At 71.2% G+C, this 17134-nt stretch carries 19 protein-coding genes and 1 riboswitch; of the genes, 16 read left to right on the top strand and 3 right to left on the bottom strand.

What is annotated here, in order from left to right; translation table 11 throughout:
- Positions 1 to 113: 113 nt before the first annotated feature.
- From EXW95_RS09250 to EXW95_RS09210, 10 genes are all read left to right on the top strand, one after another.
- Positions 114 to 485, top strand: coding sequence for a hypothetical protein (locus EXW95_RS09250; protein WP_254606112.1), 372 nt, complete (start codon positions 114 to 116; stop codon positions 483 to 485).
- Positions 401 to 586 carry a tetratricopeptide repeat protein gene (locus EXW95_RS20605; protein ID WP_254605873.1) on the top strand — a complete coding sequence of 62 codons (186 nt, stop codon included), beginning with the start codon at positions 401 to 403 and terminating at the stop codon, positions 584 to 586. The genes EXW95_RS09250 and EXW95_RS20605 overlap by 85 nt, the downstream gene beginning before the upstream one ends.
- A 5-nt stretch (positions 587 to 591) precedes the next feature.
- Positions 592 to 1782: a HEAT repeat domain-containing protein gene (locus tag EXW95_RS21055; protein ID WP_174367207.1), complete on the top strand. Its 1191-nt coding sequence runs from the start codon at positions 592 to 594 to the stop codon at positions 1780 to 1782.
- Positions 1779 to 3227 carry a glycosyltransferase family 2 protein gene (locus tag EXW95_RS09240; protein WP_174367206.1) on the top strand — a complete coding sequence of 483 codons (1449 nt, stop codon included), beginning with the start codon at positions 1779 to 1781 and terminating at the stop codon, positions 3225 to 3227. Before EXW95_RS21055 ends, EXW95_RS09240 begins: the two co-directional genes overlap by 4 nt.
- A 15-nt stretch (positions 3228 to 3242) precedes the next feature.
- Positions 3243 to 3605: a DUF1232 domain-containing protein gene (locus EXW95_RS09235; protein ID WP_174367205.1), complete on the top strand. Its 363-nt coding sequence runs from the start codon at positions 3243 to 3245 to the stop codon at positions 3603 to 3605.
- A gap of 56 nt (positions 3606 to 3661) precedes the next feature.
- Complete coding sequence (locus tag EXW95_RS09230; RefSeq protein ID WP_174367204.1) at positions 3662 to 4390, top strand: hypothetical protein; 729 nt, start codon at positions 3662 to 3664, stop codon at positions 4388 to 4390.
- Positions 4391 to 4471: 81 nt separating this feature from the next.
- The gene (locus tag EXW95_RS09225) at positions 4472 to 5134 is read left to right on the top strand and encodes a response regulator transcription factor (protein ID WP_174367203.1); all 663 of its coding nucleotides are present in this window, start codon (positions 4472 to 4474) and stop codon (positions 5132 to 5134) included.
- A gap of 19 nt (positions 5135 to 5153) precedes the next feature.
- On the top strand, positions 5154 to 6533 hold the full coding sequence (locus EXW95_RS09220) for a HAMP domain-containing sensor histidine kinase (RefSeq protein ID WP_174367202.1): 1380 nt from the start codon (positions 5154 to 5156) through the stop codon (positions 6531 to 6533).
- Positions 6534 to 6561: 28 nt separating this feature from the next.
- Positions 6562 to 7338: an NTP transferase domain-containing protein gene (locus EXW95_RS09215; RefSeq protein ID WP_174367201.1), complete on the top strand. Its 777-nt coding sequence runs from the start codon at positions 6562 to 6564 to the stop codon at positions 7336 to 7338.
- A gap of 127 nt (positions 7339 to 7465) precedes the next feature.
- Positions 7466 to 7702 carry a ferredoxin gene (locus EXW95_RS09210; protein ID WP_046843451.1) on the top strand — a complete coding sequence of 79 codons (237 nt, stop codon included), beginning with the start codon at positions 7466 to 7468 and terminating at the stop codon, positions 7700 to 7702.
- A gap of 193 nt (positions 7703 to 7895) precedes the next feature.
- On the opposite strand, the gene EXW95_RS09205 is transcribed toward EXW95_RS09210, so the two are convergent.
- The gene (locus tag EXW95_RS09205; RefSeq protein ID WP_174367200.1) at positions 7896 to 9395 is read right to left on the bottom strand and encodes a carboxypeptidase M32; all 1500 of its coding nucleotides are present in this window, start codon (positions 9393 to 9395) and stop codon (positions 7896 to 7898) included.
- Between the two features lie 543 nt (positions 9396 to 9938).
- On the opposite strand from EXW95_RS09205, the gene EXW95_RS09200 reads away from it, so the two are divergent.
- Positions 9939 to 10673 carry a Sir2 family NAD-dependent protein deacetylase gene (locus EXW95_RS09200; protein ID WP_174367199.1) on the top strand — a complete coding sequence of 245 codons (735 nt, stop codon included), beginning with the start codon at positions 9939 to 9941 and terminating at the stop codon, positions 10671 to 10673.
- An 8-nt stretch (positions 10674 to 10681) separates the two neighbouring features.
- On the top strand, positions 10682 to 11488 hold the full coding sequence (locus EXW95_RS09195) for a hypothetical protein (RefSeq protein WP_174367198.1): 807 nt from the start codon (positions 10682 to 10684) through the stop codon (positions 11486 to 11488).
- Here EXW95_RS09195 and EXW95_RS09190 read toward each other — a convergent pair.
- Positions 11476 to 12231, bottom strand: a complete 756-nt coding sequence (locus tag EXW95_RS09190; RefSeq protein WP_174367197.1) for an SDR family oxidoreductase — start codon at positions 12229 to 12231, stop codon at positions 11476 to 11478. The two genes, EXW95_RS09195 and EXW95_RS09190, sit on opposite strands and share 13 nt — an antisense overlap.
- 161 nt (positions 12232 to 12392) lie before the next feature.
- Positions 12393 to 12540, top strand: a riboswitch (FMN riboswitch).
- 96 nt (positions 12541 to 12636) lie between these two features.
- Between EXW95_RS09190 and ribD the strand changes: the two genes are divergently transcribed.
- The 4 genes from ribD to ribH all read left to right on the top strand — a co-directional run bounded on the left by ribD (position 12637) and on the right by ribH (position 16199).
- A complete protein-coding gene (gene ribD / locus EXW95_RS09185) occupies positions 12637 to 13677 on the top strand; it encodes a bifunctional diaminohydroxyphosphoribosylaminopyrimidine deaminase/5-amino-6-(5-phosphoribosylamino)uracil reductase RibD (protein ID WP_174367196.1) in 1041 nt (346 codons plus the stop codon).
- Positions 13678 to 13736: 59 nt separating this feature from the next.
- The gene (locus EXW95_RS09180; RefSeq protein WP_174367195.1) at positions 13737 to 14393 is read left to right on the top strand and encodes a riboflavin synthase; all 657 of its coding nucleotides are present in this window, start codon (positions 13737 to 13739) and stop codon (positions 14391 to 14393) included.
- The gene (locus EXW95_RS09175) at positions 14390 to 15595 is read left to right on the top strand and encodes a bifunctional 3,4-dihydroxy-2-butanone-4-phosphate synthase/GTP cyclohydrolase II (protein ID WP_174367194.1); all 1206 of its coding nucleotides are present in this window, start codon (positions 14390 to 14392) and stop codon (positions 15593 to 15595) included. The genes EXW95_RS09180 and EXW95_RS09175 overlap by 4 nt, the downstream gene beginning before the upstream one ends.
- A 139-nt stretch (positions 15596 to 15734) precedes the next feature.
- Positions 15735 to 16199, top strand: a complete 465-nt coding sequence (gene ribH / locus EXW95_RS09170) for a 6,7-dimethyl-8-ribityllumazine synthase (protein WP_174367193.1) — start codon at positions 15735 to 15737, stop codon at positions 16197 to 16199.
- Positions 16200 to 16386: 187 nt separating this feature from the next.
- Here ribH and EXW95_RS09165 read toward each other — a convergent pair whose 3' ends face one another.
- Positions 16387 to 17073, bottom strand: a complete 687-nt coding sequence (locus EXW95_RS09165) for a creatininase family protein (RefSeq protein ID WP_217449185.1) — start codon at positions 17071 to 17073, stop codon at positions 16387 to 16389.
- Positions 17074 to 17134: the final 61 nt, after the last annotated feature.

Below are 17134 nucleotides of genomic sequence, written 5' to 3'. Positions count from 1 at the left end.
CCGCTGGAGGATAGCACGCGGACCGCCCCGCCCGGTGGGGGACGTGAAAAAAGTCGTGCAGTTCACGTTCCGCTGTCAGATTCCATTCAGAGGCCCGTGGCTATCCTGCACTCATGAGACTGGGTCGCCACACACTGGGCCGCTGGAACCTGCTGGTGCTGCTGGGCAGCGCCCTGGTCACCACGGCCCTGGGGCTGGCTACGCAGCCGCTCGCGGCGCAGACGACCACCGCCGCCGCCAGCGCCTACCGGCAGGGGCAGTTCCAGCAGGCCGAGCGGCTCCTGGCAGGCGTCGCGGACGAGGGCCTGCTGGTCGACGCGGACGCGCTGGTCATCCGCGGGGGTTCGCGCGCTACCAGACCGGGCAGTTCGCGGCGGCCCGGCAGGACTTCCAGGCGGTCCTGGACCGCAGCCCCCGCTACGCGGACGCCTGGTACGGGCTGGCGCTCGTGGCGCGGGCGCAGGGCCGCGCCGCCGAGGCCCTGACCCTCAACCGCGAGGCGCTGGCGATCGATCCGGGCCGCGCCGACCTGCAGCAACTCCAGGCGAGCCTGAGTGCGGCGCAGGTCATGGCTGACGGGCAGTAACGCTCGTGAACCGGCCTGCGGGCTGGGGCCGCGTGCAGCCCATGTGGCGCGAATTCCAGCTGCTGCCGTTCACCGGCATGGCGCTGGGCATCAGCGTGACCCTGACCGTCACGATGATCGTGTTCACGTACCTGCTGTTCCTGAACCTGTTCGCGCAGTCGTTCACGCGGTCGCTGCTGGTCGTGCTGCTCGTGCTGGGCGTCGTGAGCCTCACCCTGCTGCTCCTGACGGTCACGCAACTGCTGTACGTGACCGTCACCGCCCGCCGCGACGCGCTGACCGAGACGCAGGTCCTGGAGTGGCGCGCCCGGCTGGAGGCCTTCCTGGCGGGCGCGCCCGCCCCGGCGGGGCTGGACCCGCTGGGCGTGCGGGCCCTGCTGCGCCTGCGCGAGGAGGTCGGTGACGCCGACGGCGCCCGCCTGAGCGCGCTGTACGACACGCTGGGCCTGCGCGCCCACGACGAGCGCGTCGCCCGGCGCGGGCGGGGCAGTAGCGAACGTTCCCTGGCGCTCGAACGGCTCGTGACCGTCCAGGACCCCCGCAGCCTGCCGGTCTTCCTGGCGCTGCTGGGGGAAACCAGCACCTCGCTGCGGCTGCTGGCGCTGCTGGGCGTCACGCGACTCGCGCGCGGCGGGCAGGCGGTCCCCGCGGCGCTGCTGCCGGCACTCACGTCGGGGCGATTCTCGACGCAGCAGGTGCGCGAGGCGCTGTGCCTGATCGGCCCCGCCGCCGAACCGCTGGTGCGCGCCCTGGCCGCCGACCCGCGCGACCCCTGGCGGGAACTGGCCGTGGACACCGCCGGGCGCATCGACCCCGGACGGCACGCGGATCTGGTCCCAACGCTGCTGCGCGACGCGAGTCCCGGCGTGCGGGCCGGAGCGCTGCGCCTGTACGCCGGGGCGCACCCGGACAGCGCGCCGCTTCGCCGGGAGGTCTGGCAGCTCAGCCGGGACGCGGCGTGGCCGGTGCGCGCCATGAGCGCCCAGGCGCTGGGAACCTTCCCGCGCCCCCCGGTCCGGACGCTGTGGCGGCTGCTGGGCGACCCGAACTGGTGGGTGCGGCACCACGCGGCCCGCGCGCTGCAGCGCAGCCGGGCGGGCCGCGCCGCGCTGGGCGCCGCCGCCCTGAACCACCCGGACCGCTTCGCGCGTGACATGGCCCGCGCCACCTTGCCGCAGAATGAACCTGCCGCATGAACCTCACGGTCGTCGAATTCCTGTTCCTGGTGTACTTCGCGCTGATGAACGTCGGGTACGCCATCGGGCTGACGACCACCGTGCGCCAGCTGGCGCTGAGCATGCGCCGCCACCAGACGCTGCGCTTCGACGCGCTGCTGCTGGGGCAGACGCATAAACCCATCTCGCTGCTGGTGCCCGCCTACAACGAGGAGGCGACCATCGAGGCCAGCGTGCAGTCCTTCCTGAACCTCCGCTACCCGCAGTTCGAGGTGATCGTCGTGAACGACGGCAGCCGCGACGGGACCCTGGACGTCCTCTCGCGGACCTTCGACCTGCACCCCGCGCACATGGTCGTCCCGCTGACCATCCCCACCAAACCCGTGCGCGGCACGTACCGCAGCGCCCGCGAGGACCGCCTGATCGTCATCGACAAGGAGAACGGCGGGAAGGCCGACTCGCTGAACGTCGCCATGCAGTACGCCCGCTACCCGCTGTTCTGCGCGCTGGACGCCGACAGTCTCCTGGACGAGGAGGCGCTGCTGCGGGTCGCGCGGCGCTTCGCGGACGACGACAGCCTGCTCGTCGTGGGCGGCACCGTCCGCCCCCTGAACGGCGCCGTGTTCAAAGGCGGGCGGATCGTGGACCTGCACCTGCCCCGCACTGCCGTCGAACGCTTCCAGATCGTCGAGTACATCCGCGCGTTCCTGGTGGGCCGCACCACCCTCAGCGCCTTCGGACTGCTGCTGATCATCTCCGGCGCGTTCGGCCTGTTCCGCCGCGACGTGGCCCTGCAGGTCGGCGGGTACGCGCACGACACCGTCGGCGAGGACATGGAACTCATCGTGCGGCTGCACCGCCACGCGCGCGAGCAGCGCCGCCCCTACGCGATCACGTACGTCATCGACCCGATCTGCTGGACACAGGTGCCCGATACCTGGAACCTCCTGCGAAGGCAGCGGGACCGCTGGCAGCGCGGCCTGATCGAGGCCCTCTGGAAGCACCGCCGCATGTTCCTGAACCCCCGCTACGGCCGCATCGGACTGGTATCCATGCCGTACTACGTGTTCTTCGAGGCCCTCGCGCCCGTCATCGAACTCACCGGGTACGCCCTGGCGATCGGTCTGGTCGTCACGGGCAAATTCAGCGCGCCGTTCGTGGCGCTGTTCTTCCTGCTGGCCATCGCGTACGGCACCCTGATCTCCTTCAGCGCCCAGAGCGTCGAGGTGTTCCTCCGGCAGCGCATCTCCCGGCCCGGCGACCGCCTGCTGCTGCTGGGCTTCGCGCTGCTGGACAACCTCGGCTTCCGGCAGTGGACCCTCCTGATCCGCTTCTGGGCGACCCTGACCGGCCCGCTGCGCGCCGGACAGTGGGGCAAGATGGAACGCCGCCGCATCGACACCGGCACCCCCCCCACGCCACCCCCCGACGCGGGCGAGCCCCCCCGGAACCCGGACCCCACCTGACCCGTACCTGCGGGCGTGATCACCCGAGTCCGGGCCGTATGGCGCGACGCGCTGGCCCTGCTGTTCGCCCTCAATGACCGCCGCACGCCCGCGGGCGCGAAACTCATGGCCGCCCTGGCGCTGGCCTACGCGCTGCTGCCCCTGGACCTCCTGCCGGACCTGACCCCCATCCTGGGCGTCGCCGACGACATCCTGATCGTCCCGACCCTGCTGGCCCTCGCCGCCCGCACCCTCCCCGCGCCCGTCCTGGCGCAGGCGCAGACCCGCAGCCTGAGCGTCCAGCGCCGCCTGCCCTGGCTGATCCCCGCCGCCGCACTGACAGTCCTGACCCTGCTCAGCCTGCTCGGCTGGACGATCTGGCGCGCCCTGGGGGGCTGATTGTCAAGCGCATCTGACCGGCATTCCAGCTGAGGAATCACTAGCATGAGCGCCGTATGAAAAAACTTGCTCCCCTGCTGCTCCTCGCGCCTCTCGCCCTGGGCTCCTGCGGCCTGTTCAACCGCGCCCCCAAACCCGTCACCACCGCGGGCGGCACCCTGATGGACGCCAAGGTGACCTACGACGCCAGCGGCAACGCCACCACCACCTACACCGCCTGGAGCGGCGGTGCGGGCAAGGTCACGTTCAACATGCTGGACAACACGACCCAGGCGCCGGTCAAGACCGGCGAAACGACGCTGAGCGCAGACGGCAAATTCAGCTTCGCCAGCCTGCCCACCCCCAAGGACAGTGACCTGACCGGCTTCGAGAACTCCGGCACGCCCAGCGAATGCACGGGCAAGATCGAGATCAGCGACATGGCCGTCCGGGGAGCCTCGCCACTCCTGCTGACCGACGCCACTGCGGACGTCATCGTCGCTCCCATGAACGTCACCGGGACCACCGATGCCGCGGCCACACTGTTCTACGTCGACCGTAACGCCAAGCTGAGTGGTAAGGAGACGTGCACGTACTCCAACCCGACCTCCACGTACATCACCGAGTACAACGTCAGCCTGGTCAAGGGATGGAACTGGGTCACGCTCAAGATCACCCAGGACAAGACCACCCGCACCTTCAGTGTGACGAACGGCATCGCGGCGAACCTCAAATGGGCGCAGCGTATCGAAACCGCTCAGCCGATGAGCCTCCCCACGCTGGGGCGCCCCTTCACCCTGCGCTGAGCGCCTCCACCGTCGCCGCCCCTGCCGCTCCGGTGGGGGCGGTTTTACGTGCCGTTAACCGGCCCGCTTACACTGAGGTTCATGAGACTGCTGCTCGTGGAGGACGACGCCCGCATCGCGCAGCCCACCGTGGAGGCGCTGCGCGAGGCCGGGTACGCCGTCACCTGGGCGCAGACCGGCCCGGAAGGGCTGGAACAGGCCGCGCTGGGCGAGTACCCGCTGGTGATCCTGGACGTGATGCTGCCTGGTATGGACGGTTTCGCCGTGGCGCGCGAGCTGCGCGAGCAGGGCGTGGAGTCCGCGATTCTGTTCCTGACGGCGCGCGGGGAACTGACCGACCGGGTGGAGGGCCTGGACCTGGGCGGGGACGCGTATCTGGTCAAGCCGTTCGCGGTGCCGGAACTGCTGGCGACCCTGCGGGCCCTGTCGCGCCGTGAGCGGGGGTCGGGTGCGCCGCGCGTGGCGTTCGCGCAGGGGCGCGGCACGCTGGACACCGTGGCGCGCACCGTCACCTGGGACGGCGCGGAGGTGGCTGTGACGGGCCGCGAGTACGCGCTGCTGGAGGTCCTGTCGCAGTCGCCGGAACGCTGGTTCACCCGTGAGGACCTGATCGACCGCGTGTGGGGCCCCGAGTTCGACGGCGAGGCCCGGATCGTGGACGTGTACGTGCGCTACGTGCGGCGCAAGCTGGCGCCCGAGGCGATCACGTCCGAGCGGGGACGCGGCTACCGCGTGGAACGCTGAGCGGGGCAGGGGAGGAGAGATGCGACTGACGCTCCGGGCGCGGCTGGCGCTGTGGGCGGCCCTGGCGACCGGCGTGGCGGTGCTGCTGGTCGCGGGGGGCCTGTACTGGTCCGTGAACGGGTTCCTGCGGCAGGCGCAGGAGCAGCGGGTCATGAGTGTGTTGGGGGCCGTGCAGGGCCGCGTGGAGGGGCTGCTGCGGCCCCGCCCGTCGGACGACCTGCTGGGATCGGTGCTGGGTGTCCAGCAGATCAGCGTCTCGCAGGCGGACCTGGAACGCATCGCGGACGACGTGGACCGCCGGGGCGTGGACCTGCGCGTGATCGCCCGGCAGGCGGGTGGGCTCGCGTCGGTCGGCACGCCCAGCTTCCCGTCCGGGGTGCCCGTGACCCTGGGGGCGGGGCTGCACCTGACGGGCACGCACCTGATCCTGGAGCGGCCCCTGCGCGGCGCGTCGTTGCAGATTGCGCTGGACGCCCGTTCGCTGCGCGAGGCGCGTGAGGCGTTCCTGCGCGCGCTGGTCGCGCTGGTGCCGCTGGCGCTGCTGCTGTCCCTGCTGGTCGGCTGGGTGGTGGCTGGGCGGCTGCTGCGGCCCGTGCGGGCGCTGGAGGGCGCCGCGCACGCCATCGGGGAGGGCGGGGACCTGCGCCGCCCCCTGCCCGGCGCGGGGGAAGGGGACGAACTGGCGCGGCTGGCGCTGACGCTGCAGCGCAGTTTCGCGCACCTCGCGGACGCCCGGGACCGCGAGCAGGGCTTCCTGCGGGCTGCCGCGCACGACCTGCGCTCCCCGCTGGCGGCCCTGACCGCGCGGGTCGAGGGGACCCTGGCCCGCGACCGCGACGCCGAGCGCTACCGCGCGGACCTGCGCGAGATCGGCACGGACATCACGCGGCTGTCCACCCTGGCGAACCACCTGCTGCTGCTGGCGCGGGACCCGGCGGCGGTGCAGCGCGCCCCGGTGCCGCTGCGGGACCTCGCGGCGGACGCCGTGGACCGCGCCCGGGAACTCGACCCACTGGCCGACGTGGACCTCGACGGCGCGGAAGCCGTCACGGTGTCCGGGGACCGGGTGCTGCTGGGGCAGGCGATCTGGAACCTCACCACGAACGCCGTGCGGCACGCGCCGGGCGCGACCGTGCTCGTGCAGGTGCGCGCGGTGCCGGGCGGCGCGGCCGTGACCGTGCAGGACGACGGTCCCGGCGTGGACGCCGCCACCCTGGCCCGCCTGGGTGAGGCCTTCTACCGCCCGGACGCCAGCCGCACCGCCGACGCGTCCGGCACCGGCGGGCACGGGCTGGGGCTGGCGCTCGCGCGGCACGTGGCAGGGCTGCACGGCGGCACGCTGGAGATCGGCAGCGCGCCCGGCGCGGGCTTCCGCGTGACGCTGCACCTGCCGGGGTAGGCTGGACGGTCTGCTACTCTGTGCGGCAATGAACAGTTCAGTGCCGCGCTGGAGTGCCGTCGTGCTGGGCGGCGGGGACCCCGGCGACCCCTTCGCCGCCGCGCACGGCGTGAACGTCAAACCCCTCATTCCCGTCGCGGGCGCCCCGATGGCCCTGCACGTCCTGCGGGCCCTGCGCGGCAGCGACCGCGTGGGCCGCGTGGCGTACGTCGGCCCCACCACGCCCGACCTCGACGCGCTGATCGACATCCGCGTGACCGACCACGGCACCCTGCTCAGCAACCTCGAAGCCGGGGTGGAGGCCCTGCGCGACCTGGGCCTCGCCCCGGGCGAGCGGGTGCTGGTCGTCACCGCCGACGTGCCCATGCTGCGCCCGGAGGAGGTCCGGGACGTGCTGGACAGCGCCCCCGACGCCGGGCTGGTGTACCCCGTCGTGCGGCGCGAGGTCTGCGAGGCCGCGTACCCCGGCGTGAAACGCACCTACGCCCGCCTGAAGGACGGCACGTTCACCGGCGGGAACCTCTTCCTGCTGGACCCGGCATTGATCGGGCAGTTCCTGCCGCGCCTGCGCGAGGTGCTCGCCGCCCGCAAGGCCCCCCTGAAACTCGCCGGGCTGATCGGCTGGGACGTGCTGCTGCGCCTCCTCACGGGCCGCCTGAGCGTGCAGCGGCTGGAGGAGAAGGTGTCCGGGCTGCTGGGCGTGAAGGCCCGCGCGCTGATCACCCCGCACGCCGCCGTCGGCACCGACGTGGACAAGGACGCCGACCTGACCCTGGCCGAGACGCACCTGCGCGTCCCCACCTGAACTGACCGTCCGGACTGAACCGCGTTCCAATCCCGAGAGAAACACTCGGTTTTATCGAGCTGAACGATAAAAATCCTGTCCAGCTTCGCCCTTGCGCCCGTGAGGTGAGGTGTGCATACTGTCCCTCATGCCTCACGTGATCGTTAGCCCCTGCATCGGCGTCAAGGACCAGGCCTGCACGGAAGTCTGCCCGGTGGAATGCATCTACGACGGCGGCGACCAGTTCCTGATCCACCCCGACGAGTGCATCGACTGCGGCGCGTGCGTCCCCGCCTGCCCCGTCAGCGCCATCTTCCCCGAAGAGGACGTCCCCGGCGGCGAGGAAAGCTTCATCGAGAAGAACCGCGTCCACTTCGGCCTCTAAACCACCCACCACAGCGGCGCCTGGATCAACTCCGGGCGCCGCTGCTCCATGCGGTCCCTTATACGGATTCCGTCTGTTTCGTTGACAGATCGGAACACCACCGATCTGCCAACTCCACGCCCGGAACCCGTTTCGCTCCTGCTCGCTCCGCTCGGGTTGAAAGATTTTGCAAACCTTTCAACCGGAGTTCTTATTACAGGCCGTACAGCTCCGTGTACTTCCCACGCAGGTACGCCAGGTAAGGCGCGGCGGTCATGCCCTGCCCGGTCGCGCGTTCCACCAGTTCGTTCGGCGTGAACGTCCGGCCCGGCGCGTACACGTGCTCACGCAGCCAGCCGTGCAGGCGACCGAACTCACCCCGCGCGATGTCCCCGTCCAGGTCCGGGTTCGCCTCCTGGGCCGCCGCGTAGAACTGCGCGCTCAGCACGTTCCCCAGCGTGTACCCCTGGAACACTCCGCCGATCCCGCCGCTGAACCAGTGCACGTCCTGCAGCACGCCGTCCACGTGACTGGGCGCGCGCAGGCCCAGGTTCGCCTCGTACGCCGCGTGCCACGCGTCCGCCAGATCAGCAATGGCCAGCGAGCCGCCCAGCAGCTGCCGCTCCAGCTCGTAGCGCGTGATCACGTGCAGGTTGTACGTCAGTTCATCGGCGTCCGTGCGGATCAGGCTGCGGCGCACCACGTTCACCGCGCGGAACATCTCCTCCTCGGACACGTCGGCCAGCTGCTCCGGGAACGCGTCCCGGAAGCGCCCGAACTGCCCCGTCCAGAACGCCCGCGACCGCCCCACCAGGTTCTCCCACAGCCGCGACTGACTCTCGTGCACCCCGGCACTCACGCCTCCGCCCAGCGGCGTATCCAGCAGGTCCTCCGCCACGCCCTGCTCGTACAGCGCGTGCCCGACCTCGTGCAGCGTCGAGTACAGCGCGTCCGTCGGGTCCGCCAGCTGCGCCCGCGTCGTGATCCGCACGTCCCGCGCGCCCAGCCGCGTCATGAACGGATGCGCCGTCAGATCCTGCCGCCCCCGCGCGAAATCGTACCCGTACAGCGCCCCGACCTCCTCACCCAGCCGCAACTGCGTGGCAATCGGGTACTCGCGCGCCAGGAAGTCCATGCGGGGCGCTGGGGCCGCCGCGACCGCGTCCACCAGCGGCACCAGCGCCGCGCGCAACTCCGCGAACACCGCGTCCACCTGCCCCGCCGTCATGCCCTCATCCGAGGCGTCCACGAAGAAATCCATCGGGTCCGCGAACTCCGGGAAGAACGCCGCGCGCTGCACGCTCAGGTCCAGCGTCCGCTCCAGCAGCGGCACCATCCGCGCCCAGTCGTCCGCGGGCCGCGCCTCCACCCACGCCGCGTACGACTCACCGGCATGCTGCGCCGACGCCCGCACGAACTCCCCCGGCAGGCGCGTCGCCCGCTCGAACTCCCGCCGAGCCACCGCCAGCATCCGCGCCTCCGTGGGATTCAGATCCAGCGCCCCCGCCGCATCCAGCAGGCGCCCATACCCGGCGTCCGTCGCCCGCGCGTGCCGCAAACCCGACAGCAGCGCCCGCTGCCGCGCCCGCCCCGCCGCACCCCCACGCGGCAGGTACGTACTCTGATCCCACCCCAGCAAGGCCCCGATCCCACCCAGGTCCGCCAGCTCCTGCCAGTGCGCCCGCAACGCTGCCCACGTCTCATGCTGTGTCATCCCGCGCAGCCTACCGCGCCCCCAGCCGGATGGCCTGCGCCACCTGGCCGATACGCGGACGACAGCCCGTGCATAAAGCCCGAACGAGCAATCCGGTCGTTGACGTGCTGGACGGCAGAAACCGGGCCGTGCGACAGGGGTTGACGCGGCCTGCATACCGGGGTATCCTTTTCTTATCACCGCCGAAGAAGGCGGGTTTTTTGTTTTTGAGTGTTTCGCGCGTGGTTGCCCCACCCCCCAGCCCCCTCCGCAAGCGGCTCATACGAGTACCCCAGAGGGGCAGGGGGAGCCTACGTTGGCACTGGGCAAGAGTTTTTGCTGCTGCGGTGTGCTCGCAGTGGGCGGTGACGGGTCCGGCTTCGACGCCATCCTGCCGTCACGGTGGAAGGCCCGGACGCTGCGCGTCCGACGGCTCGGGGCCATCTGCGGTCGGCGCGTGGGTGGGCGGTGTGGGCCGCTGATCGACTTATTTTCCGGCGGCTTCGGCCGGGGCTCGGGTCATCTGTGGCGCTGTGCTTTCCCTCTGCGGGCTACCCTGCCCTCATGGATCTCGCTGCTGCCCGCGCTGCCCTGCATTCCACCTCCCGCGTTGCCGTGCTGACCGGCGCGGGCGTCAGTGCCGAGAGCGGCATTCCCACCTTCCGGGACGCGCAGACCGGGCACTGGGCGCGCTTCCGGCCCGAGGACCTCGCCAGTCCGCCCGCGTACCGCCGCGACCCGGACATGGTCTGGGAGTGGTACGCGGGCCGCTACCGCGATGTGCTGGCCGCGCAACCCAACGCAGCACACGACCTGCTGGCGCGGCTGGAGGCGCAGAAAGGCGCGGGGTTCTTCCTCGCCACGCAGAACGTGGACGGCCTGCACTACCGCGCGGGCAGCGGCACGCACGGCGGGCAGGTCGTGGAACTGCACGGCAATCTCCTCAGCGGGCGGGACGAGGTCACGGGGCAGACCTACCCGCTTGCCGCGCCCGCTGAGCTGGTCACGCCGCCCACCTCCCCGCTCGGGAACCGCATGCGGCCCAACGTCGTCTGGTTCGGCGAGTACCTGCCGGAGGACGCCCTGGAAGCCGCGCAGGACGCCTTCGCCGCCGCCGAGGTCGCACTGGTGATCGGCACGAGCGGCGCCGTGTACCCCGCCGCCGGACTGGCTGCCGAGACCTTGCGGCGCGGCGGGATCGCCATCGAGATCAACCCCACCGACACCGAGATCTCGCACCAGATGACCTATGTGGTGCGGGACGTCGCGTCACGTGGCCTCGTCGCGCTGATGGAATGACAGGACACGTGGGAACGCCCCCCGCCCCGGCGCGCATCTGGGGCCTGCTCGCCAGCGAGGCCGACCGCGTGGTGCTGTTCCGGCGCGGCCCCTCCCGCTGGACGCGCGTGTACCTGTGGGACACCGCCACCGATCGCCTGACGCCCGGATCGTGGTTCCAGGGGCGGCTGTATGAGTGGATGAGCGACCTCTCGCCCGACGGCGAGCACCTGCTGTACACCGCGCGGAACGAATCGAAGCGGCAGCAGGCGCTGGCAATGGAACGCTACGGCGTGACCATGTACGACTGGACGGCCCTGTCGAAACCGCCGCAGGTGCACGCCATCGGCCTGTGGAACGCCTCGGACGGCTGGAGCGGTGGCGGCGCGTTCCGGGACTCACGGACGATCATGGTCAACCACACCGACCTGACGAAACAGCAACTGATCCGCCCGCCGGGTTTTGAGGTCCTGCATCCTACGGGCACGTTGCGGGTGGATACCTTCCTCGTCGTATTGAAACGGACGGGTTGGCACGTCACTCATCAGCCGAGACGCTGGATCGGCATGGGTGAAGCTGACCCGTTCACGCTGCGCAAGGGGTCACTGGAACTGAATTTCATCTGTGATCAGCGGTATCACCGCTTCGTCCGGTACCGCTGGCTGGCGGAAGGCCCGGCACCCGATCTGGAGGGTGCCACCTGGGCCGACCTCGACCGTCGGGGGCGGCTGCTGATCGCCCGCGCCGGACGCGTGTTCATCTGGCACGGGGGGCAGGAGACGGAACTTGCGGACCTGAACGCCGACCAGCCGCCCCGTCCGGCTCAGCCCGCGTAGGGGTTGGGGCGCGCGGCCTCCTGCGCGAGCCACTGCGCCCAGGTGCGGCCCACGCCGCTCAGGTCGGGTCGGGTGAGGGGCGTGAAGCGCCGCGCGGCGGGGATCGGCAGGACGCGGGTCCGTGCGCCGGTCGCGTCGGCCCAGGTGCGGGCCAGTTCCGGTAGGGCGATGATCTGCGGGCCGACGATGTCCGGCGCGCGCCCCTGCGGGGCACCCAGCGCGACCTGAGCGATCTGCGCGGCGGCGGCGTGGACGTCCACCGGCTGGAGGGGCAGGCCCGGCAGGGGCAGCAGCGGCGCGCGGGTCAGGCGCGACAGCATGAACGCCACGAACTCATGAAACTGCGTGGCGCGCACCACCGTGAACGGCACGCCGCCCGCCGCGACCAGCGCCTCGACCTGGGTCTTGGCGCGGTAGTACGGGAAGGCCCGCACCTGATCACAGCCCACGATGCTGACGTACACGACGTGCCGCACGCCCGCCTCCCGCGCCGCCGCGAGGAGCACGCCGGTCATCTCGACGTCCGCCTGGGGCCGCGACGGCTGGCTGGCCGCGTGAATGACGGTGTCCATGCCGCGCAGTGCGTCCGCGAGGCCCGCGCCGCTCTGCAGGTCACCCTGCCGGAACGCGGGGCGGGGGTCGGCGTGGCGGGACAGGACGCGCACATCCGCGCGGCCCTCCAGGGCGGGCGTCAGGGCGCGGCCCAGCACGCCGCTGCCTCCGGTCACGAGGATCGTCTTCATGGGGTGGCCTCCAGCGGCGTGGAAAGGGGGAGAGGGTGCGTGGCTGCCCTCAGCAGACGGCATGGCGCGTGGCGGATTGTCCCCCGGCGGGTGTCTGATCGCCCCCACAGTTCTGGGGCGGGAGGGTGCTACGTTCAGGGTGGCCCGCTTCCGGGCGGGCCGACTTCCTTCGGGGTGGGGTGAAATTCCCTACCGGCGGTGATGGCGTGAGCCTCAGCCCGCGAAGCCCGCGCAGACTGCACCACGCGCAGGCCCGATCCCGTGTGAATCGGGGGCCGACGGTCAGAGTCCGGATGAGAGAAGGAGGAACGCTGCCTGCCCCCCAGCAGGTGGCGACAGACCATGTATGAAGTGAATGCTCCACCCCCTGGGGTGGCGGCGGCACTGCCGGTAGACGAGCGGTTCATGACGCTCGCGCTTGAGCAGGCTGCCAGAGGACTGGGCCGCACCGCGCCGAATCCCCCCGTGGGCTGCGTGATCGTGCAAGGCGATCAACTGGTGGGGCGAGGCTTCCACCCGAGAGCCGGTGAGCCGCACGCGGAGGTGTTCGCCCTGCGGGATGCGGGCGAGCGGGCACGCGGCGCCACCGCCTACGTGACCCTGGAACCGTGCAGTCACCACGGGCGCACGCCGCCCTGCGCGGACGCGCTGGTCGCGGCGGGCGTGCGGCGGGTGGTGGTGGCGGCGCTGGACCCGAACCCGCTGGTGGCGGGGCGCGGCGTGCAGCGCCTGCGGGATGCCGGGATCGAGGTCACGGTGGGCGTCCTTGAATCCGAGGCGGTGCGGCAGCAGGCGGGCTTCCGTAGCGCAGTGGTGCGGGGCCGCCCGTGGGTGGTGGCGAAGTACGCCATGACCCTGGACGGCAAGGTGGCCGCGCTGAACGAGAGCAACGGGGCCGTCAGCGGCCCGCAGGCCCGCGAGCGCACCATGCACTGGCGTGACGAGCTGGACGCCATCGCGGTCGGCAGCGGCACGCTGGGCCTGGACGACCCGGCCCTCACGACGCGCGGCGTCCCGGGCGGGCGTGATCCGCGCCCCGTGGTGTTCGACCGCCGAGCATCGAGCAATCCGCGGGCCCGCGCGTGGCGCGACGGCGCGGTCCTCGTGACCGCCCCGGACGCCGACGCGACCGCGCACGAGGCTGCCGGGATCACCGTGCAGCGCGCCGCATCGCTACCGGACGCCCTGAGCGGACTGGCGGGACTGGGCCTCAGCAGCGTGCTGCTCGAAGGTGGCCCCACCCTCCTGAGCGCCTTCTTCGCGCAGGGACTGGTGGACGAGGTGCGGGTCTTCGTGTCCCCGAAACTCCTCGGTGCGGGCCTGAGTCCCCTGACCGGCCCCGCGCGCCCCATGCACGACGCGCAGGCGTTGCGGGACGTGACGGTCGAGACCCTAGGCCCGGACGTGCTGATCACCGGCCTGCTGCACGACATCCCGCGCGTCTGAAGCTTCCTTCCCCGTGGAGGAGCGGCGAGTGCGCCCCTGCCTCCACCCGAGGTCAATACATGTTTACTGGAATCATCGAACAGGTGGGCGTGATTGCCCGCACCACCGAGAACGAGGGGAACCTGACCGTCACCATTCAGCCCGCGCGCATGTGGGCGGACGTCGAACTGGGCGAGAGCATCGCCGTGAACGGCGCCTGCCTGACCGTGACCACCTGGGACGCGGCGGGCTTCACCGTGGACCTCAGCCGCGAGACGCTCGCCAAGACCGCCCCGCACTGGCGGGAGGGCGTGAAGGTGAATCTGGAGCGTGCCATGACCGCCCAGGCGCGCTTCGGCGGGCATGTGGTGAGTGGGCACGTGGACGGCGTGGGCGAGATCCTGCGCGTGGACGCCCAGCCCGGCGCGTACACCATGACCGTGCGGGCCGCGCCGCACCTCGCGCGGTACCTCGTGCCGAAAGGGAGCGTCACGGTGGACGGCGTGAGCCTGACCGTCGTGGACGCCGGTGGCCCGGCGGGCAGCCGCGCGGACCTGCGCCCGGACGAGTTCACGCTGTGGCTCGTGCCGCACACGCTGGAGGTCACCACCCTGCATACCTGGGCGGCGGGTACGCAGGTGAATCTGGAGGCCGATCAGATGGCGAAATATGTGGAACGGCTGATCCTGATGCGCGACTGGACGCCCGAGCAGACGGAGCAGGAGGTGGGCGCATGACGCTGGCCTCCATCCCTGAGCTGCTGGCGGAACTGCGTGCCGGGCGGCCCGTGATTCTGGTGGACGACGAGAACCGCGAGAACGAGGGCGACCTGTTGATGCCCGCTGCGACCGCCACGCCCGAGTGGGTGAACTTCATGGCGCGCGAGGGGCGCGGCCTGATCTGCGTGACGCTCACCCCCGAGCGTGCGCGGGCGCTGGACCTGACGCCGATGGTGGGCAGCAGCACCGACCCGAACGGTACCGCCTTCACCGTCAGCGTGGACCACGTGAGCAACTCCACCGGCATCAGCGCCTTCGACCGCGCTGCCACGATTGCCGCCCTGATGGACGACGCGGCGAAACCCGCCGAGTTCCGCCGCCCCGGCCACATCTTCCCGCTCGTGGCGCGCCCCGGCGGGGTGCTGCGCCGCGCCGGGCATACCGAGGCCGGCTGCGACCTCGCCCGGCTGGCGGGCTTCGCGCCGGTCGGCGTGATCTGCGAGATCATGGGTGACGACGGCGAGATGAGCCGCCTCCCGGACCTCCTCGCGTTCGGCGAGCGGCACAGCCTGAAGGTAGGCAGCATCGAGGCCCTCATCGCGTACCGGCTGGAACACGATCCCTTCGTGCAGCTCGTCGCCGAGGCGAAGTTGCCCACCGAGTACGGCGAGTTCCGCCTCGTCGGGTTCGAGGACACCCTCAGCGGCGCGGAACACGTCGCCCTCGTCATGGGCGACGTCACCCCCGAGCCCCTGCTCGTGCGCGTGCACAGCGAATGCCTCACCGGGGACGGCTTCCACTCCCTGCGCTGCGACTGCGGCCCGCAACGCGACGCCGCCATGCAGGCCATCGCCGCCGAGGGACGCGGCGTCCTCGTGTACCTCCGCCAGGAAGGACGCGGCATCGGCCTGCTGAACAAGATCCGCGCGTACCACCTCCAGGACGGCGGCGCGGACACCGTCGAGGCGAACCTGCAACTCGGCTTCCCGGCCGACGCCCGCGACTTCGGCATCGGCGCGCAGATGCTCCACCTGCTGGGCGCGCGGCAACTGCGCGTCCTCACCAACAACCCCCGCAAACTCCACAGCCTGGGCGGCTTCGGCCTGGAAGTCGTCGAACGCGTGCCCCTCCACGTCGGCCGCAACGAACACAACACCGCGTACCTCAGCACCAAAGCCGAGAAACTCGGCCACCTCGGCACCGACGGCAGCGGCGACTGAGACCCCCTCAGTCCGCTTCGCGGCCAGCTCCCCTCCCTGCGGGCTCTACGAGTCAAGGGGAGCCAAGGACACCAACATGCCTCCCCTTTAGGGGAGGTGCCCGAAGGGCGGAGGGGTTGCCCTCCGAAGGAGAATCACCATGAACCGAATTGAAGCCAATCTGCTTGCCACCGACCTGAAGTTCGCTGTTGTCAGTACCCGCTGGAATCACCTGATCGTGGACCGTCTGGTAGAGGGGGCGGAGCTGGCGTTCGTGCAGCACGGCGGGAAGTCGGCGAATCTGGATCATTTCCTCGCGCCGGGCAGTTACGAGGTGCCGCTGATCGCCCGCAAACTGGCGGAGAGCGGGAAGTATGACGCGGTGGTGTGCCTGGGGGCCGTCATCAAGGGCGATACGGATCACTACGATTTCGTGGCGGGCGGCGCGGCGAACGGCATCCTGAACACCAGCCTGCACACGGGGGTGCCGGTGGCGTTCGGCGTGCTGACGACCGACACGGTCGAGCAGGCCCTGAACCGCGCCGGGATCAAGGCGGGGAACAAGGGCGCCGAGGCGGTGCTGGCGATGATCGAGACCGTGAACCTGCTGCGGCAGATCGGGTAAGCGGGCTGTGCTTGGCGCGGGTGGAGGAGACTCCGGCCCGCGCCCCGTGCCCGTCATGCGGATTCCGTTTGTTTCGTTGACAGATCGGAACACCACCGATCTGTCAACTCCACGTCCGGAACCCGTTTCTCTCCTCCTCGCTCCGCTCGAGTTGAAAGGTTTGCAAACCTTTCAACCGGAGTCCTGATCAGGCCCAGCCGCTGTCCAGCAGCGCGCGGGTCTCGGCGACGGCTTCCTGCCAGATGAGCTGCATCTCGCGGTCCGGGCGGCGGTGCAGGCCGCCGTAATTACCGTCGCCCAGCACCTCGCGCACCTTCGCGGGGGGCAGCTGGCGCAGCGCGGCGACGTCCACCATGGGTTTGCGCTCCTCGGGGGCCGGGACGCCGTCCAGGCGGGTCCAGGGGAAGTTCTCCATCCAGCTGGCGTGACTGGCGAGGGGGTCCACGCGCTGCACGGCGGCCCAGGTGCGGGGAGCGTTCCACCAGTTGTGCCACTGCACGCGCGCGTCCGGGTGGCGGGCCAGCCACTCGCCCAGCCAGCCCTGCCCCGGCGTGTTCCCGCCGTGCCCGTTCACGATCAGGATGCGCCGGAAGCCCTGGGCGTGCAGGCCGCTCAGCAGGTCGTCGAGCAGGTTCAGGTACGTGCCCACGCGCAGGCTGAGCGTGCCTGGGTACGCCGCGAACGTGGGCGTGACGCCGTACGGCAGGGCGGGGAACACCGGGACGCCGCTGCCGTCGGCGGCCTCGCGTGCCACCCGTTCGGCCAGCAGCGTGTCCGTCGCGAGACTGAGGGTCGCGTGCTGCTCGGTGCAGCCCAGCGGCAGGACGCAGCGGTCCTCGCGGGTCAGCAGGTCCTCGACCATGCCCCAGTTCATCCCCTGAATGTGCATGGGTCACACTAGCGCATGAGGTGGCAAGGCAGGGACGCACCTGCCG

The organism is Deinococcus sp. JMULE3, assembly GCF_013337115.1.
In the GTDB taxonomy this organism is placed as follows: Bacteria; Deinococcota; Deinococci; order Deinococcales; family Deinococcaceae; genus Deinococcus.
Note: the sequence above shows the minus strand (reverse complement) of the source record. Positions and strands in the feature narration are given on the sequence as shown.

Bases quoted from the DNA above. Each gene is read 5' to 3' on its own strand.
- EXW95_RS09220 (WP_174367202.1), top strand. From the start codon at position 5,154: ATGCGACTGACGCTCCGGGCGCGGCTGGCGCTGTGGGCGGCCCTGGCG.
- EXW95_RS09215 (WP_174367201.1), top strand. From the start codon at position 6,562: ATGAACAGTTCAGTGCCGCGCTGGAGTGCCGTCGTGCTGGGCGGCGGG.
- EXW95_RS09225 (WP_174367203.1), top strand. From the start codon at position 4,472: ATGAGACTGCTGCTCGTGGAGGACGACGCCCGCATCGCGCAGCCCACC.
- EXW95_RS09175 (WP_174367194.1), top strand. From the start codon at position 14,390: ATGACGCTGGCCTCCATCCCTGAGCTGCTGGCGGAACTGCGTGCCGGG.
- EXW95_RS09210 (WP_046843451.1), top strand. From the start codon at position 7,466: ATGCCTCACGTGATCGTTAGCCCCTGCATCGGCGTCAAGGACCAGGCC.
- ribH (WP_174367193.1), top strand. From the start codon at position 15,735: ATGAACCGAATTGAAGCCAATCTGCTTGCCACCGACCTGAAGTTCGCT.
- EXW95_RS09180 (WP_174367195.1), top strand. From the start codon at position 13,737: ATGTTTACTGGAATCATCGAACAGGTGGGCGTGATTGCCCGCACCACC.
- EXW95_RS09190 (WP_174367197.1), bottom strand. From the start codon at position 12,231: ATGAAGACGATCCTCGTGACCGGAGGCAGCGGCGTGCTGGGCCGCGCC.
- EXW95_RS09165 (WP_217449185.1), bottom strand. From the start codon at position 17,073: ATGAACTGGGGCATGGTCGAGGACCTGCTGACCCGCGAGGACCGCTGC.
- EXW95_RS09250 (WP_254606112.1), top strand. From the start codon at position 114: ATGAGACTGGGTCGCCACACACTGGGCCGCTGGAACCTGCTGGTGCTG.
- EXW95_RS09240 (WP_174367206.1), top strand. From the start codon at position 1,779: ATGAACCTCACGGTCGTCGAATTCCTGTTCCTGGTGTACTTCGCGCTG.
- ribD (WP_174367196.1), top strand. From the start codon at position 12,637: ATGACGCTCGCGCTTGAGCAGGCTGCCAGAGGACTGGGCCGCACCGCG.
- EXW95_RS09230 (WP_174367204.1), top strand. From the start codon at position 3,662: ATGAAAAAACTTGCTCCCCTGCTGCTCCTCGCGCCTCTCGCCCTGGGC.
- EXW95_RS09200 (WP_174367199.1), top strand. From the start codon at position 9,939: ATGGATCTCGCTGCTGCCCGCGCTGCCCTGCATTCCACCTCCCGCGTT.
- EXW95_RS09205 (WP_174367200.1), bottom strand. From the start codon at position 9,395: ATGACACAGCATGAGACGTGGGCAGCGTTGCGGGCGCACTGGCAGGAG.